Genomic DNA, 16,119 nt, shown 5'->3' with positions numbered 1-16,119 from the left:
GAATGGCAGTGCGCAGGTGGGAGCTCGTCTCGGGCAGCTCGGCGAAGTTCTGGGAGATCGGCAGGGAGGGCACGGCGGTGACCGTCCGATTCGGACGGTTGCAGACCGCGGGCCAGACCCAGACCAAGGAGTTCGCCTCCGAGGAGGCGGCGCAGGCGCACGTGGCGAAACTGGTGGCGGAGAAGGAGAAGAAGGGCTACCGCCCGGTCGCCTCAGCCTACGTCGAACCCGCGCCCGACCGGCCTGCCACCGTCAAGCCGGCCGAGACCGACGAGGACACCTGGGTCATGCCCAAGGCGTGGCTGCGCGACGTCGTGCGGCAACGCGGGTTCGACCCGGCGCCGGTCTTCTCCGTCGACGCGGAGCTGGCCGCCGAAGGCCGGCAGCGTGCCGTCCGGCAGGCCGCCACCCTCGACCGCGTGCTGGCCGAGCCGGAGTCGGAGGCGCAGCTCGTCCGTGCCGCGCGGGACCACCTCGCCGGGCAGCACAATCCCGTTGGCGCGGCGGCGATCGCGGTCATGACGAAGCGTGACGTGGCGTCGGTCCACCACTGGATCGCCGACCACGGGCTGTCGTTCGCGGTGGACGCGATGATCGAGAGCATCGGCATGTACGCCAACGCGCAGTGGATTCCGCAGCAGTCCCGCTGGAGCAAGCCCCGCCTGTACCGCCACGCCGGCGCCGGACTGGTGAGCAACGGCAGCGTCGACGCCGAGATGCTCACGACCCTCAGGTACGCCCTGGCCGTCGCGGACGACGCCGAGCGCGACGCGGCGGAAGCCGTCCTGGAGCGCAAGACCGGCCCCAACGCACTGGTGGTCCGCACCTACCTGCTGCCGTCGCGGACCGACTGGTTCGACGAGGCGTGTCGGCAGGCGGACTGGTCGACCCGCTGGTGGCTCCTGCCCTGCAGCGCCAGCACCTACGACGAGTTCGTGCGGTCCGGGGCGTCGGTGTCGAACGGGTTCATCCTCCACACCGCGGTGTACGTGCTCGGCACGGCCGTGGCGCCGTTGCTCGCGCAGGAACTGGACCGTCCGCACCAGCGTGCGGACAGCCGCAAGCAGGTGCTGAAGGTCCTCGCCGCGCTGCCGACCGACGAGGCGTTCACGATCCTGCTCGACCGCCTCGACACCAAGTACGTGCGACCGGCCCTGCTGTCCGCGATGGCCGCCTTCCCCGCCCGCGCCGCCCGCCTCCTGGCGGAGCGGGTGGCCGGCGACAACGATCTGCACCAGCTGCTGAGCGTCCACCTGACGACGCACCCGCATCTGGAGGCGCCCGCCGGTTTCACCGCGACCGACACCGCGCCGGTGCCGGAAGCACCGGCGGAAGCCTTGCCGTCGCTGCTGGTTTCCCCTCCGTGGCTGCACCGCCGCCCACCGGTGAAGCCGGTCGTCGTGCCGGACGTCCCGGTGCCCGCGCCGTCGGTCGTGTGGGAGGAGGGCGAACGCGAGGAGTGGCTGAAAGCCTCCTACTGGGGCGACCGTCACGACTGGCGGGAGCTGCTCGACGCCTACGAGGCGGGCCGTGCCGGCACTCGTGCCAACGACCTCTTCCTGATCGCACCGGAAGACGAGGTGCGGCACCTGCTCGCGACGTGGGAGCCGAAGTACGGCTGGGGCGCCGACCGCGCGGGCAAACGCCTGGCCGCGCGGTTCGGCCTCGACGCGCTGCCTGCGCTGCTGCGCATCGTCGAGTCGTCCACCAACGCCGCCGTGGTCCTGCTGCCGTTCGCCAGCGCCGAGGTGGCCGCGCTGATGGCCGACTGGCTGGTGCGCCTCAAACAGATCAGGCGCGTGGCCGTCGACTGGCTGGCCAGGCACCGCGAGACCGCCGCCCGCTTCCTCATCCCCGCCGCCCTGGGCGCACCGGGCACCGACCGCCGCAACGCCGAAGCCGCAATCCGCCACCTGATCAGCACAGGCGTGGACGTGGTCGCCCTGGCCCCGGACGAGGCCTCAGCCGCGGGCCTGCGAGCACTGCTGTCCGTGGACCCGGTCGAGGTCCTGCCCGCCAAGCTGCCCGCGATCGGCGCGTGGGCCGACACCCGCCTGCTCCCCCAGGTCCTGCTGAGCGACCGCAAGCACGCCCTGTCCCCGCGAGCCGCCCACAACCTCCTGATGACAGCGGCCCTGTCCAAACCGGGCGACGTCTACGCCGGCCTGCCGATCGCCCGCGCCGCACTGGACCCCGACTCGCTCGCCGCGTTCGCCTGGGCCGTCTTCCAACGCTGGCAGGAAGTCGGCGCGCCACCCGGGGAAAGCTGGGCCCTCACCGCACTGGGCTGGTTCGGCAACGACGACACGGTCCGCGCCCTCTCCCCGCTGATCCGCTCGTGGCCGGGCGAGAGCCAGCACGCCAAGGCCGTGACGGGCCTCGACGTCCTCGCCGACATCGGCACCGAGGTCGCGCTCGCCCACCTCAACGGCATCGCGGAAAAGGTGAAGTTCAAGGCCCTCAAGACCCGCGCCCAGGAGAAGGTCTCGCAGATCGCCGCCGAACTGGGCCTGTCCCGCGACCAGCTCGCCGACCGCCTCGTCCCCCGCCTGGGCCTCGACGACGAAGCCTCCCTGATCATCGACTACGGCCCCCGCCAGTTCCGCGTGGGCTTCGACGAACAGCTCAAGCCCTACGTCCTGGACCCGGACGGCAAGCGCCGCAAGGACCTCCCCAAACCCGGCGCGAAGGACGACCAGTCCCGCGCCCCGCTCGAACACAAGCGCTTCTCGACCCTCAAGAAGGACGTCCGCGCGGTGGCCGCCGACCAGATCCACCGCCTGGAACGCGCCATGGTCGACCAACGCACCTGGACCGCCGAGGAGTTCCACACGATCCTGGCGGCCCACCCCCTCCTCTGGCACATCGTCCGCCGCCTGGTCTGGATCACCGACCAGGGCGTCTCCTTCCGCCTGGCCGAGGACCGCACGCTCGCCAACACCTCCGACGACGAGATCACCCTCCCGGACAACGCCACCGTCCGCGTGGCCCACCCGGTGGACCTCCGGGACTCACTGCACGCCTGGGGCGAGATCTTCGCCGACTACGAGATCCTCCAGCCTTTCCCGCAACTGGGCCGCCCGGTGCACCTCGTCACCGGCATAGAGGACTTCTCCGCCCGGCTGAAGAAGTACCGCGACCACCCCTACCCCGTGGGCAAAATCCTCAGCCTCACCAAGAAGGGCTGGGTCCGCGGCGACCCCCAGGACGCCGGCATCGAGTGCTGGATCACCCGCCCACTCCCGGGCGGCTCCCTGATCGCCGCCCTGGACCCCGGCATCGCGGTGGGCAACGTCGACGTCTTCCCGGAAATCAAGTTCGCCGAACTCGGCTGCTCCACCACCGGCGACCTCGACCCGATCACGGCCTCCGAAGTCCTGTCGGAACTGGAGTCCCTGCTGGCGTGATCGCCAGGAAATGTCAGACCCCATCAGTACCGTCCACGACAACAACTCCGGAACACGACCCAGGGGGTAAGGCAGTGCGCAGGTGGGAGCTCGTCGCGGGCAGCTCGGCGAAGTTCTGGGAGATCGGCCAGGACGGGTCCACCGTGACCGTCCGGTTCGGACGACTGCAGACGGCGGGCCAGACCCAGACCAAGGAGCTCGCCTCGCCGGAAGCAGCGCAGGCGCACGTCGCGAAACTGGTGGCGGAAAAGGAGAAGAAGGGCTACGTCGCAGTCGGCTCAGCGACTGCCGCCCAGGCTCCCGCAGCCGCCGCCACGCATCCCGCCGCCCCTGGCACGCCCACCCCCGCGACAGCTTCCGGGGCCCCCATCCCCGAAGCGCCCCAACCACTCCCGCCGCCCGCGGCCGACGAAGACACCTGGGTCATGCCCACCGCCTGGCTGCGCAACGTGGTCCGGCAACGCGGCTTCACCCCGGCACCGGAGTTCTCCGTCGACCCCGCCCAAGCCGCCGAAGCCCGCCGCCAGATCGCCGACCAGGCCGACACCATCGAGCGCGCCCTCTCGGTGCAGGGCTCGGAACCCGAGCTGGTCAGCGCCGCCCGCGATCAGCTGGCCGGGAAGCCGAATCCCGCGGGCGCGGCGGCGATCGCGGCCATCACGTCGTCCGGGCTGCCGGCGGTGCACGCCTGGATCGCCGACCACGGTGTGGCGTTCGCGGCCGCCGCGGTCGTCGAGTTCATCGGGCTCGAGTTCACGGAGCAGTGGAACGAGCGGCGCGGGAAGTGGACCGGCACCCGGCTGCAGTACCGGCGGGGCCAGTTCACCGCCGGGGTCACCGACGTCGAAGGCCGGATGCTGATCGCCGTGCGGCACGCGCTCGCCGTGGCCGGCGACGCGGAGTACCAGGGGGCGGAGTTCGCGCTGGGCGAGATGCGGGCGACGCCGAAGGTGCGGCAGCTGCGGGCGTTCCTGGTGCCCTCGCGGGCCGACTGGTTCGACGAGGCGTGCGGCCTGCGCTACCACCAGCCGTGGTGGCTGTTGCCGTGCAGCGCGAGCACGTACGAGGAGTTCGCGAAGATCGACCGGTCGCTGCCCAGCTCGGCTTTCGTGCTGTACACGGCGTTGTACGTGCTGGGGCCGGCCATCGCGCCGCTGCTCGCGGCCGACATCGACGAGCAGTACCAGATCGCGGACAGCCGCAAGCTGGCGTTGAAGATCCTCGCGGTGCTGCCCACGGACGAGGCGTTCACGATCCTGCTCGACCGCGTGGACGCGAAGTACGTGCGGCCGTACCTGGTGTCCGCGATGGCGGCTTTCCCGCGCCGTGCGGTCCGGCTGCTGTCGAAGAAGATCTCCAACAGCGACGTGCGGCAGCTGCTGAACGCTCACCTGCTGTCGAACCCGCATCTCGAGGTGCCGGAAGAAGTCGCCGAGGTGCTCGCGCGGTCTGCGGGCCGGGCGGTGCCCGAGGCGAGCGTGGACCAGGTGCCGCCGTTGCTCGTGTCGCCGCCGTGGCTGCGGCCTCGCAAGGCCGTGAAGCCGGTGGTTCTCCCTGATCTCCCGGTCCCGGACGCAACTGTGGTGTGGGAGCCCGGGGAGCAGGAGAAGTGGCTCGAGAAGGGCCAGGAGTGGTACTCGGACCACAGCTGGAAGAAGTTGCTCAAGGACTACCTGGCGGGCGAGGCCAGTTACTTCGAGAGCGAGTTGTTCCTCCTCGCACCCGTGGAGAAGGTGCGGCACCTGATCGCGGGGTGGCAGCCGAAGTACGCCTGGGGCGTCGAAGAGTGGGGCAGGAGGATCGCCGCCAGGTTCGGGATCGAGGCCGTGCCCGCCCTGCTGCGGCTCGTCCAGTCCAGTGCCGCGGCGAGCGGTGTGGTGCTGCTGCCGTTCGCCACCGCGGAGGTCGCCGCGGTGATGGCCGACTGGTTCGCCCGCACCAAGCAGGCCAGGCGCTGGGGTGTCGCGTGGATGGCGCGTCACCGCGAGCAGGCCGCCCGGCTGCTCGTCCCCGCGGCGGCGGGCAAGCCCGGTGCCGAGCGGCGCAACGCCGAGGCCGCGGTCCGGTACCTGCACGGCATCGGTGTCGACGTGAAGCGCGTCGCCACGGAGTGCGGTGCGGAGGCCGCGATCGACGTCGTGCTGTCCGTCGACCCGCTCGACGTGCTGCCCGCCAGGCTGCCGGTGATCGGCGAGTGGGCCGACATCCGGCTGCTGCCCCAGGTCCTGCTGCGCGACCGCGCGCACGCCCTGCCGGCCCAGGCCACGCGGCACCTGCTCATGACCGCGGCGCTGTCCAGGCCGGGCGAGGTCTACGCGGGGCTGCCGATCGTCCGCGAGGCACTCGACCCGAGTTCGCTGGCGGAGTTCGCCTGGGCGGTGTTCGACCAGTGGCAGAAGGCGGGAGCGCCGTCGAAGGAGAGCTGGGCGCTGGACGCGCTCGGCTGGTTCGGCGACGACGAGACGGTGCGCAGGCTGTCGCCGCTGATCCGCAACTGGCCTGGGGAGAGCCAGCACACCAAGGCGGTCGCGGGCCTCGACGTGCTCGCGGAGATCGGCACCGAGGTCGCGCTGTCGCACCTCAACAGCATCGCCGAGAAGGTGAAGTTCAAGGGCCTCAAGACCCGCGCCCAGGAGAAGGTCGCCCAGATCGCCGCCGAGCTCGGTCTGTCCCGTGACCAGCTCGCCGACCGCCTCGTGCCCCGCCTCGGCCTCGACGACGCCGCCACCCTCGTCATCGACTACGGGACCCGCCAGTTCACCGTCGGCTTCGACGAACAGCTCAAGCCCTACGTCCTCGACCCGGACGGCAAGCGCCGCAAGGACCTCCCGAAGCCGGGCGCCAAGGACGACCAGGTCAAGGCCCCGCTGGAACACAAGCGGTTCGCGGGGCTGAAGAAGGACGTCCGCACCGTCGCCTCGGACCAGATCCAGCGCCTGGAACGCGCCATGGTCGACCAGCGCACCTGGACGGCAGAGGAGTTCCGCACCGTCCTGGCCGGACATCCGCTGCTCTGGCACATCGTCCGCCGCCTGGTCTGGATCACCGACGAAGGCCTCTCCTTCCGCCTGGCCGAGGACCGCACGATCGCCAACGCCGAGGACGACGAGATCACGCTCCCGGAGAACGCCGCGGTCCGCGTCGCCCACCCGGTGGACCTCGCCGACACCCTGGAAGCGTGGGGCGAGGTCTTCGCCGACTACGAGATCCTCCAGCCCTTCCCGCAGCTCGGCCGTCCCGTGCACCTCGTCGCGTCGAGCAGCGATCTCCTCGCCCAGCTGAAGAAGTACTGCTCCGTGCCCCGTCCGGTCGGCAAGATCCTCGGCCTCACCAAGAGGGGCTGGGTCCGCGGCGAGCCCCAGGACGGCGGCGTCGAGTGCTGGATCACCAGGCCGCTGCCGAACGGCGGCGCGGTCGTCGCCTCCCTGGAGCCCGGCATCGCGGTGGGTGCCGTCGACGTCTTCCCGGAGGTCAGCCTCGAAGACATGTGGTTCTCCACCGACGGACGCGGCGAGTGGTCCGCTCCGAAAGACGCCCCGTCCACCTTCGAGGTCGACCCGATCACGACCTCCGAGCTCCTTTCCGAACTGGAGTCACTGCAGTCATGACCAGCACCCAGACGATGCAGCGCCCGCCGGCCGAGGTCCGCTACGCCGACGAACTGGCCAGGCTGCGCGACACCGACACCGCGCCCAAGCCGCCCGGCTGGGTGCTGAGCCTCGAGGCCGCGCGCAGGTTCGTGGTCGGCGACGACAAGCGGCAGATCACCAGGAAGTTCGTCGGCGATCCGTCCCTTGTGGACAGAGCGCTCGTCACGCTGGCCACGAGCCGCGGGCTGATGCTCGTCGGCGAACCGGGCACGGCCAAGTCGCTGCTGTCCGAGCTGATCGCGGCGGCGGTGAGCGGTGAGTCGACGCTGACGATCCAGGGCGGCGCGGCGACCACCGAGGACCAGATCAAGTACTCGTGGAACTACGCGCTGCTGGTGGCCGAGGGACCGTCGCCGCGGTCGCTCGTGCCGGCGCCGATGTTGCGCGGCATGGCCGAGGGCAAGGTGGTGCGGTTCGAGGAGATCACGCGCTGCCCGCTCGAGGTGCAGGACTGCATGCTGTCGATGCTGTCCGACCGCGTGATGGCGATCGGTGAGCTGAACGGCCCGGACGGCATGGTGTTCGCGCAGGACGGGTTCAACGTGATCGCGACGGCGAACACGCGCGACCGGGGCGTCAACGAGATGAGCGCCGCGCTCAAGCGGCGGTTCAACTTCGAGACGGTGTTCCCGATCGCGGACTTCGACACCGAGCTCGCGCTGGTCGAGCAGGAGGCGGCGAAGCTGCTCGCGAAGTCCGGCGTCGAGCTCGCGCCGAAGCGGGACGTGCTGGAGGTACTCGTCAGGACGTTCCGCGACCTGCGGGAGGGCACCGACCGGCTCACCACCGTCATGAGCACGGCGGAGGCGGTGTCGGTGGCGCACGCGGTGGGGCTGCGGGGGTGGTTCCTGCGCGGTGAGGCCGGAACGGCGGCGGACGTCGTCGAATGTCTCGCCGGGACGGCGGCCAAGGACAACGCCGAGGACCTGGCCCGCCTGCGCAGGTACCTGGAGCAGCACGCGCCCCGCAGGAAGGGCAAGCAGTGGCAGGAGCTGCACCGGGCCCGTCACCTGCTGCCCGGCTGATGGGGGCCGTGTTCGTCGGCGTCCGCCACCACAGTCCCGCCTGTGCCCGGCTGGTCGCCGCCACGGTCGAGGAGCAGCAACCCGCGTACGTGCTCGTCGAAGGCCCTGCCGACTTCAACGAGCGCATCGACGAGTTGCTGCTGGGTCACGAGCTGCCCGTCGCGTTGTTCAGCTACTCCGACGAGCACGCCTCGTGGTCGCCGTTCTGCGACTACTCGCCGGAGTGGGTGGCGATCACCGAGGCACGCCGGCACGGCGCCGAGGTGAGGTTCATCGACCTGCCCGCGTGGCACAGGTCGTTCCACGACGTCACCAACAGGTACGCCGACGCCGAGCTGCGGTACGCCGAGGTCGTCGAGCGGCTCTGCGCCGAGTTCGCCGTCGACAACGTCGACGTGCTGTGGGACCACCTCTTCGAGTCCGACCCGCAGCCGCAGGGGCTGGCCGAGTACTTCGAGCTCCTGCGCGGCACGGCCACCGCGGACGACGGCGACGCGGCGCGCGAGGAGTACATGGCGCGCTGGGTGCGCGCGGCGGTGCGGCACGCCGGCGGCAAACCGGTCGTCGTGATCACCGGTGGCTTCCACACGCCCGCTCTCCAGGCGTTGCTCGCCACCGAGAAGACCCACACCGAGAACGCCGACACCGGGTGGCCGGAGGTGCCGGAACGCGAGCGCGGCGCCAGCTACCTGGTGCCGTACTCGCACGCGCGGCTGGACGCGTTCACCGGCTACCAGTCGGGCATGCCGTCGCCCGGCTACTACCAGCAGGTCTGGGAGAACGGGCCGCGGCGCGCGGCGGACTGGCTCGTCGAGTCGGTGGCGACCCGGCTGCGCGAGAAGCAACAGCCGGTGTCGACGGCGGATCTCATCGCGGCACGCACCCAGGCGGGAGCGTTGGCGCGGTTGCGCGGGCACGCGAACCTGGCGCGCACCGACGTCCTGGACGGGCTGACCAGCGCGTTGATCTCCGAGGACCTGACGCAGCCGCCACCGTGGACGCGGCGCGGCACGCTCCAGCCCGGCGCGCACCCGGCGCTCGTCGAGATGATCGGGGCGCTCAGAGGCGACCGGACCGGGCGGCTGCACCCGGACACACCGGCGCCGCCGCTGGTCCACGCGGTGCAGGAGCTGCTCAGAACGCACGGGCTCGACCACGAGGGCACGCTCTCGCTCGACCTCACGGACGCCGGCGCGGTGGAGCGCAGCAGGATCCTGCACCGGTTGCGGGTGCTGCGGATCCCGGGCTTCGAGCGCACGAGCGGCCCGTCGGAGGGTGCTGCGCCCCAGCTGGACGAGCAGTGGGTGCTCATGCCGGTCGAGGACCGGCTGGCCGCGTTGATCGAAGCCGCCGAGAACGGTGCCACGCTGGAGGAGGCGGCGGGCGTCGCGCTCGAACGGCGGTCCCGGCACGCCCCGCTGCCCCAGCTGGCGGGAATCCTGTTCGACGCGGTGCTGTGCGGGATCTCGACGCTGTCGGGCAGGGTCAAGCAGTCCCTCAGCGCCGGCGTCAGACAGACGGGTGATCTCGCGGCGCTGGGCCACGTCCTGAGGAGCGTGCTCGGGCTGTGGCGGCACGACAGGTTGTTCGGCACGGCGAAGGACCCGTTGCTGGGCACGGTGATCGACGCGGGCACGGCCAGGGTGCTGTGGCTGATCGAGGGGCTGCACGGCGGACCGGCGCCGGCGGACCCGCATCGGCTCGTGGCGATGGCGGCGGCCAGGGACGCCGTGCTGCACGCGAAATCCGTGCTGTCGCTGGACACCGCGGACGTCACGGGCGTGGCGATCCGCGTGAGCAACGACGTGCAGGCGCCACCGGACCTGCGGGGCGCGGCGCTCGGGCTCGCCTGGACGCTCGGCACCCAGCCCGACGTGCGGAAGGTCCGCGGTATCAAGGAGCTCGGCGACTGGCTCGCCGGGTTGTTCGCGGTGGCACGCGAAGAGGTGCTGGCGAGCCCGGAGCTCGTCGGAGTGCTGGACGAGCTGGTCAGCGCGATGACCGAGGAGGAGTTCCTGGTGGCGCTGCCCGCGTTGCGGCTCGCCTTCAGCTACTTCCCGCCCAGGGAACGGGAAACGATCGCGGCCACCGTGCTCGACCACCGCGGCCTGGAGGGCAACGCGCGCAGCCTCACCCGCATCACCGTCGACCCGATGATCGTGGCGGAGGCACTCGCGGTGGAAAAGCGCGTCGACGCGCTGCTCATCAAGGGCGGGCTGGCATGACGGACCTGGAACGCTGGCGGCTCATCCTCGGTGAGCCCGCCTCCCGCTGCACCGGCGGCCTGCAGGGCGATCCCGCGGCACGGGACGCCGCGCTGCAGTGGCTCTACGGGCGCGATCCCGAACTGGCCGAACGCGGTGTGCGCAAGGGCGGCGACGCGGACTCGGTGCTGCGGACCGTCGACTGGCTGGACCAGGTGCACCGCCTGTTCCCCAGGGAGACGATCGAACGCCTGGAGCGCGACGCCGTCGAGCGGTACGAGATCACCGATGTCGTCACGGATCCCGAGGTTTTGCAACGGATCGAGCCGAACGCGGCACTGCTGCGGGCGGTGCTGCGGACCAAGCACCTGATGAACCCCGCCGTGCTCGCGATGGCGCGCAAGATCGTCGAGGCCGTCGTCCGGCAGCTGATGGAGAAGCTGAGGGCCGAGGTGCGGCAGGCGTTCAGCGGCACGAGGTCGCGGCGGCCGAGCATCCACCGCAACTCGCGCAACTTCGACTTCCGCGCCACGATCAGGGCGAACCTCCAGCGCTACCAGCCGGACGAGCGCAAGCTGTCGATCGAGCACGCGAAGTTCTTCTCCCGCACCCGCAAGCACGTCGAGCAGTGGCAGGTGATCCTGCTGGTCGACCAGTCCGGGTCGATGGCGGGCTCGGTGATCCACTCGGCGGTCACCGCGGCCTGCCTGTGGAGCCTGCCGGGACTGAAAACGCACCTGATCGCCTTCGACACCAACGTGGTCGACCTGACGTCGGACGTGACCGATCCGGTCGAGCTGCTGATGAAGGTGCAGCTCGGCGGCGGCACGGACATCGCGAAGGCCACCGCGTACGGGGCGAGCCTCGTCGACAACCCGCGCCGGGCGATCGTCGCGATCATCAGCGACTTCTACGAGGGCGGCGACCCCGACCGCCTCGTCCGCACGGTCAAAGGCCTGTGCGAGCAGGGCACGCACGTGCTGTGCCTGGCGGCGCTGGACGAGGAGGCGAACCCGGACTACGACCGCGCGCTGGGCCAACGCCTCGCGAACGCGGGCGCCCACGTCGGCGCGATGACTCCTGGTGAGCTCGCGGAATTCGTTGCGGAGAAACTCAGGTGACCAGACCCGACCTGCTGGCGCTCACGCCGGACGCGCTCGCGGCGCTCGCCAACCGCGGCCTGGTGAAGCGAGCGGCCAAGGAGCTCGACGCCGGCGTCGTCCCGGTGCTCGACACCGACCCTGCCGGTGCCGTCCAGGGCAAGTTCCCGGACGGCGTCACGACGACGCTGCCGCCCGGCACCGCCCTGGACGCGGCGAAGTGCAGCTGCGGCGCGGCGGGCGTGTGCCGGCATCGCATCGCCGTGGTCCTCGCCTACCAACGCACCCGGGAGTCCAGCGCGCCCGCGGTGCTGTGGTCGCCGGGCTCGGTGACCGACGACGATCTGACGGCGCTGATGGGGGAACGGACGCTGCGCCGTGCCCGCCGGGCGTTCCAGGCGGGCTACCGCGCGAAGCTCCGCCGCCCGACCGCGGAGGACCAGACCGCCCAGGCCGAGCTCCCCGCGTGCACGGTCACGTTCCTCGTGCCGGGCGATTTGTCGTACGTCCACACGGACGCGGTGAACCGGGACGAGGCCACGGCGCTCGCGGTGTGGGCGTTCCGCGAGGCCGACGCCCTGGGCACCGACACGGTCGACGTGGGCGGATCTCCCACCACGGCAACGGATCTGACCGCCGTCACCGACCTGCTCGACCAGCTGCTGCTCGACGGCGCCGCCAACGCGAGCGAGGTGCTCGACGTCGCGTGGCAGCGCCTGCACCGCGACCTGACCGCGCAGCGCCTGCACTGGCCGGCCGCGGTGATCACCGAGCTGCTGGCCCAGCTGACCGCGTACCGCCGCCGCAGCGCCGACTACGAGGCGGAACGGTTCGCCGCGCTGCTGACCGAGCTGCACGCGCGGACCACCGCGACGGGTCCGCGGGCGGAGGTCCTCGGTTTCGACGAACCCGCCGAGACGCCGTTGCGCCGGGTCCGGCTGACCGCACTGGGCGCCCGGCTGAGCAGCGCCACCACCGCGGACGTCTACTTCGCCTCTGGCGACGTGGTCCTGGTGCAGCGCGACACTCCCCTGCGCACGGGCCAGAAACTGGCGGCGGCCAACGTCGTCTCCGAGTCCGCGACCCGCAGCGCGAGCCGCGCGGTGACGCTGAAGACCAGCAGGGTGGCCAAGACGTCGCTCACGCCGATCGGCACGTCCTGGGACGACCTGGCGCAGGCGTTGGTGATCGACGACTACGACGCGGCCGCCAGACACCTGGCCGAGCTGCCGCCACGCCAGGTGCGGGCGAGGGTCGAGGCGGAGCTCGTGCGCGCGGTCCGGGTCGCGGAGGTGTCGGACGTCGCCTACGACCCCGCCGCCCAACGGCTGACGGCCACCCTCCACAACGGCGGCCGGTGTGTTCTGGAAGCGACCCACCGCGCGATGGCGCCGCACGCGCTCGACGCGTTGGCGACCGCCCTGCGCGCCAACCCGACGACGATCACCGGCACCGTTCGCCGGCATCGCGGCACGCTGGTCGTCGACCCGCTGGCCGTGCGGACCGACGCGGGCGTGGTGGTGCTGGACCTGGCCACCGGCACCAGCCCGCAGTCGTTGCCGCCGGGGGCGACGACGGGCGACCCGGTGAGCGCCGCGGTCGACAGCGCGCTGACCGCGTTAGCCGATGCCGCGCACCGAGGCCTGGACAACCTCACGGACAGCCTGCTCGCCCGCGTGCGCGAGGCCGGCGCGCACCTGCACCGCACGGGCCTGCGCACGGCGGCGGACCTGGTCACGGCGTTCGCCGACGGCCCGGCCGCGGCCACCTGGTTCCGCGCGCACCTGAGGCTGCTGGTGACCGCCGATGCCCGCTGACACGACCGACGCCGTCGGGTCGATGCGGTGCGACAGCACGTAGTCCTCGGCGGCTTCGGCCACCCGTCCCAGCCGGTCCAGCACGAACCCCCGGAGGTAACTGGCCCGCGCCGCACCCCACCCGCCCAGGGCCACACCGCGGCTGTAGGCCTCGATCGCGTCGTCCCACCGGCCGCACGCGGCCAGCGCGTCGCCGCGCAAGGCCCACGTCCTGTCGTCACCGGGACTGAGCCCGACCAGCTCGTCGGTGTGGTCGAGCGCGCGTTGTCCCAGGCCGACGGCCAGGTGGGTCTGCACGAGGACGCAGTGCAGCGCGAAGGCCTCGTCCGCCCACGCCAGCTGGTCCATCTCGGCCTGGCCCGGCGCGATGGACGTCAGGCACTCCAGCGCACGGCCGAGCAGCCGGTGCGTTTCGCCGATGTCGCGCCGCACGAACGGAACGGCCGCGATCGCCCGGTGCAGCCTGGCCCGCTGCAGCGTCCCGGCGAACCCGGTGTGCGGCAGCTCCGACGAGGCTTTGACCGCGAGCGCCGCACCGGCCTGCAGCGACGTGGAGTCGGCACCGCGGGCGGCGTTGCGGAACACCACGAACAGCGCGAGGTCGCGCCGCGTCTCGGCCGGGAGCCCGGATCGGGCGCCCCGCAACGCCATCGCCTCCACCGCGGAGGCCGGGAGGTGACAGCGCAGGACCGCGAGCTGTTCCATCGCGAGGTCCGGTGACAGCACGTGGCGCCGCGCGTCGATCACGCTGAGCCCGATGACCGCGGCCGCGCGTTGCGGATATCCCAGGCGCAGCAACAGATCGCAGGCGACGCGGCGCTCGGCGGTGCGCAACGAGCCGAGCGCGCGTTCGTGCACCCGCCACCACAGCTCGGAGGCGAGGTCGACGGGGAACGTCGTCATGTCGGCGCCGACGCCGTCGAGCCGTCCCCAGCTCGCCGCCGTCAGCAGTCTCAGGTGGGCCGACGGTGGCGGCGCGAAGCGGGGAACGCCCGCGGAGACACCCGTCACGAACGCCCGTGCCATCGCGTGCGTGATCTTCGCGTGCAACGGCGAGGAGGGACCGGGAGCGGACAGGCCCGCGTAGACGCCGCAGGCGAGTGGAACCCCGGCGGTGAGCAGGGCCCGCAGCCGGGTGGCCAGCGCGCGAGGGCTCGGGTCGGTGCGATACCGCGGCAGCGCGGTCATGCGGGCCTCCCAGGGTCAGTTCAGCAGTTCCCAGCCCCGTCTGGTCAGGCGGTGGCGGACGGACCTGCCGTTGCGGTGGGTCGACACGAACCCCGCGGTGCGCAGGGCGGTCGCGTGCTGTGACGCCGTCGGCAGGCTGATGCCGACGTGCTTGGCGAGTTCGGTGGTGGTGCGTTCGGACGTGAGCGCCCGCAGCACCAGCGTCCGGGTGCGGCCGAGGGCGAGCTCCAGGCTGGCGCCGCCCGGCTGCGGCGCCGCCACCGGGTAGAAGAGCAGCGGTTGCGGCTCGGCGAACATCGACACCGCCGGGCGGGTCAGCCCGTGCAGCACCGGCACGATCAGCATTCCCGTGCCGCGCAACGAGATCTCGGTGTCCCAGGAGAGCTCGACGTGCAGTGCCGGTGAGGTCCACGAGATCGACGGGTGCAGGTTGCCGAGCAGGTCGCCGAGCCCCCGCGCCACCGCCTGCGACGACCGCAGCCGGACCTCGGCGTCGAACGCCTGGCGCGTCTCCGGCCAGTTCGGTCCGATCAGGTCGCGGAAGCCGGCGTTGAGCGCGGACCTCAGGTCCTGCCGCGAGGTCGGGGTGCCGGCCGCGAACGACCGCAGCCACGGCGACGTCGTGCCCAGCATGTTCGCGATCTGGTCGCGCACCCTCGTCGAGGGCACGCCGAGCACCTGGCGCACGGCCTCGTCGAAGTCGGGGCGTGCCGAGTTGAAGAAGTCGGGAATGAACCGGCCCGGCCTGACCAGTTCGGCGAGCGGGCGGATCTGCGGCAGGAGCAGGCGGTCCCAGTTGCCGCTGTGCACCGTGAAGATCAGTTCGTACATCGGCAGCGGTGCCGCCGCGAATCTCGTGCGCGCGAGATCTTCCAACTCGAAGAGAATCGTCAACCCGCGGCCCTGGGGCGCGGATTCGGACAACACTATCGGCATTTGCTTCCCCCCGGAGTGCAACCACTTGCGACGGTACGCAGATTTCGTTGTCCGGTGTCAGCGTTGTTCCGGTTGACAACGATCGGTGGACAACGTCAAACGAGCGGCCCGGTCTGCTCGGTGAGCTTCAGCAGCAGGTCACGGGTCTGCGCACGCCCCTGCGGCGACTCCTGGCCGCGCCAGAGCAGGTCCGCCAGCGTCACTCCGTCGAGTGCACGGGAAATCAGGTCCGCGCGTTGTGGATGAAGCCCGTCGGAATCGGTTTGCCGCCGCCAGCGGGCCGCAGCGACGTCCAGGCGCTGCTGCAGTTCCGGGACGCCGAGCAGCGCGGTTACGACAGACGGGTGAGACCACAGTTCGTCCGGCGTGAACGTCGCCCGGATGTGCGCGCGGGTCCACCGGCCCGGCGTGTCCTCCGGTTCGAGCAGGCTCTCGACCATCGCGTCGTAGCGGCCGAACCACTCGTCGATCAGGCCGACGAGCAACGCCTGCTTGGTGCGGAAGTGGTGCGGCAGACCACCTTTCGACACGCCCGCTTCCCTGGCGACGGCGTCGAGGCTGACTCCGGGCCCGTGCGGGCACGTTCACCGAAGCCGTGCTGGGCACGGCGCTGGTGGCGGCCGGACTGCTCGTGGTGGCGTCTTTCGTGGCCTTCCGGCTCATCCCGGACCGGCGCGAGGTGGTCGTCAGCCGGTAGGCCTGCGGCCGGCCGCCGCCCGGTCGGATCGAGCGCGACGAGGATGCCCAACCCCGCTGGTCCACTGCAGCGGGATCCTCATCGGCCCGGCGAGC

General features: G+C 71.7%; 8 protein-coding genes and 2 pseudogenes. 6 read left to right on the top strand and 4 right to left on the bottom strand.

Annotated elements, in window-relative coordinates; all coding sequences use genetic code 11:
• Positions 1-2 precede the first annotated feature (2 nt).
• The 6 genes from IEZ09_RS20785 to IEZ09_RS20760 all read left to right on the top strand — a co-directional run bounded on the left by IEZ09_RS20785 (position 3) and on the right by IEZ09_RS20760 (position 13,203).
• Positions 3-3,407, top strand: coding sequence for a DUF4132 domain-containing protein (locus IEZ09_RS20785; protein ID WP_189255385.1), 3,405 nt, complete (start codon positions 3-5; stop codon positions 3,405-3,407).
• A gap of 74 nt (positions 3,408-3,481) precedes the next feature.
• Positions 3,482-7,015 carry a WGR and DUF4132 domain-containing protein gene (locus tag IEZ09_RS20780; RefSeq protein ID WP_189255384.1) on the top strand — a complete coding sequence of 1,178 codons (3,534 nt, stop codon included), beginning with the start codon at positions 3,482-3,484 and terminating at the stop codon, positions 7,013-7,015.
• Entirely contained in the window at positions 7,012-8,082 is a 1,071-nt protein-coding gene (locus IEZ09_RS20775) for an ATP-binding protein (protein ID WP_229812780.1), read from the top strand. Before IEZ09_RS20780 ends, IEZ09_RS20775 begins: the two co-directional genes overlap by 4 nt.
• Positions 8,040-10,307, top strand: a complete 2,268-nt coding sequence (locus IEZ09_RS20770; RefSeq protein WP_229812779.1) for a DUF5682 family protein — start codon at positions 8,040-8,042, stop codon at positions 10,305-10,307. Before IEZ09_RS20775 ends, IEZ09_RS20770 begins: the two co-directional genes overlap by 43 nt.
• Positions 10,304-11,407 carry a VWA domain-containing protein gene (locus tag IEZ09_RS20765; protein ID WP_189255382.1) on the top strand — a complete coding sequence of 368 codons (1,104 nt, stop codon included), beginning with the start codon at positions 10,304-10,306 and terminating at the stop codon, positions 11,405-11,407. The genes IEZ09_RS20770 and IEZ09_RS20765 overlap by 4 nt, the downstream gene beginning before the upstream one ends.
• Positions 11,404-13,203 carry a YehQ family protein gene (locus IEZ09_RS20760; RefSeq protein ID WP_189255381.1) on the top strand — a complete coding sequence of 600 codons (1,800 nt, stop codon included), beginning with the start codon at positions 11,404-11,406 and terminating at the stop codon, positions 13,201-13,203. The genes IEZ09_RS20765 and IEZ09_RS20760 overlap by 4 nt, the downstream gene beginning before the upstream one ends.
• A 144-nt stretch (positions 13,204-13,347) precedes the next feature.
• On the opposite strand, the pseudogene IEZ09_RS46610 reads toward IEZ09_RS20760, so the two are convergent.
• The 4 genes and pseudogenes from IEZ09_RS46610 to IEZ09_RS47475 all read right to left on the bottom strand — a co-directional run.
• Positions 13,348-13,551: pseudogene (locus IEZ09_RS46610) on the bottom strand (BTAD domain-containing putative transcriptional regulator); the annotation flags it as partial.
• An 855-nt stretch (positions 13,552-14,406) separates the two neighbouring features.
• Positions 14,407-15,327, bottom strand: a complete 921-nt coding sequence (locus IEZ09_RS20755; protein ID WP_189255380.1) for an ArsR/SmtB family transcription factor — start codon at positions 15,325-15,327, stop codon at positions 14,407-14,409.
• A 95-nt stretch (positions 15,328-15,422) separates the two neighbouring features.
• Positions 15,423-15,767, bottom strand: coding sequence for a hypothetical protein (locus IEZ09_RS20750; RefSeq protein ID WP_268247635.1), 345 nt, complete (start codon positions 15,765-15,767; stop codon positions 15,423-15,425).
• Between the two features lie 51 nt (positions 15,768-15,818).
• Positions 15,819-15,881 (bottom strand): annotated as a pseudogene (locus tag IEZ09_RS47475) (TetR family transcriptional regulator); the annotation flags it as partial.
• Between the last annotated feature and the right edge of the window lie 238 nt (positions 15,882-16,119).

It is taken from the genome of Lentzea flava (assembly GCF_014648475.1).
Taxonomy (GTDB): domain Bacteria; phylum Actinomycetota; class Actinomycetes; order Mycobacteriales; family Pseudonocardiaceae; genus Lentzea; species Lentzea flava.
The sequence above is the reverse complement of the archived record's forward strand: the minus strand, read 5'-3'. Positions and strand labels throughout refer to the sequence as shown.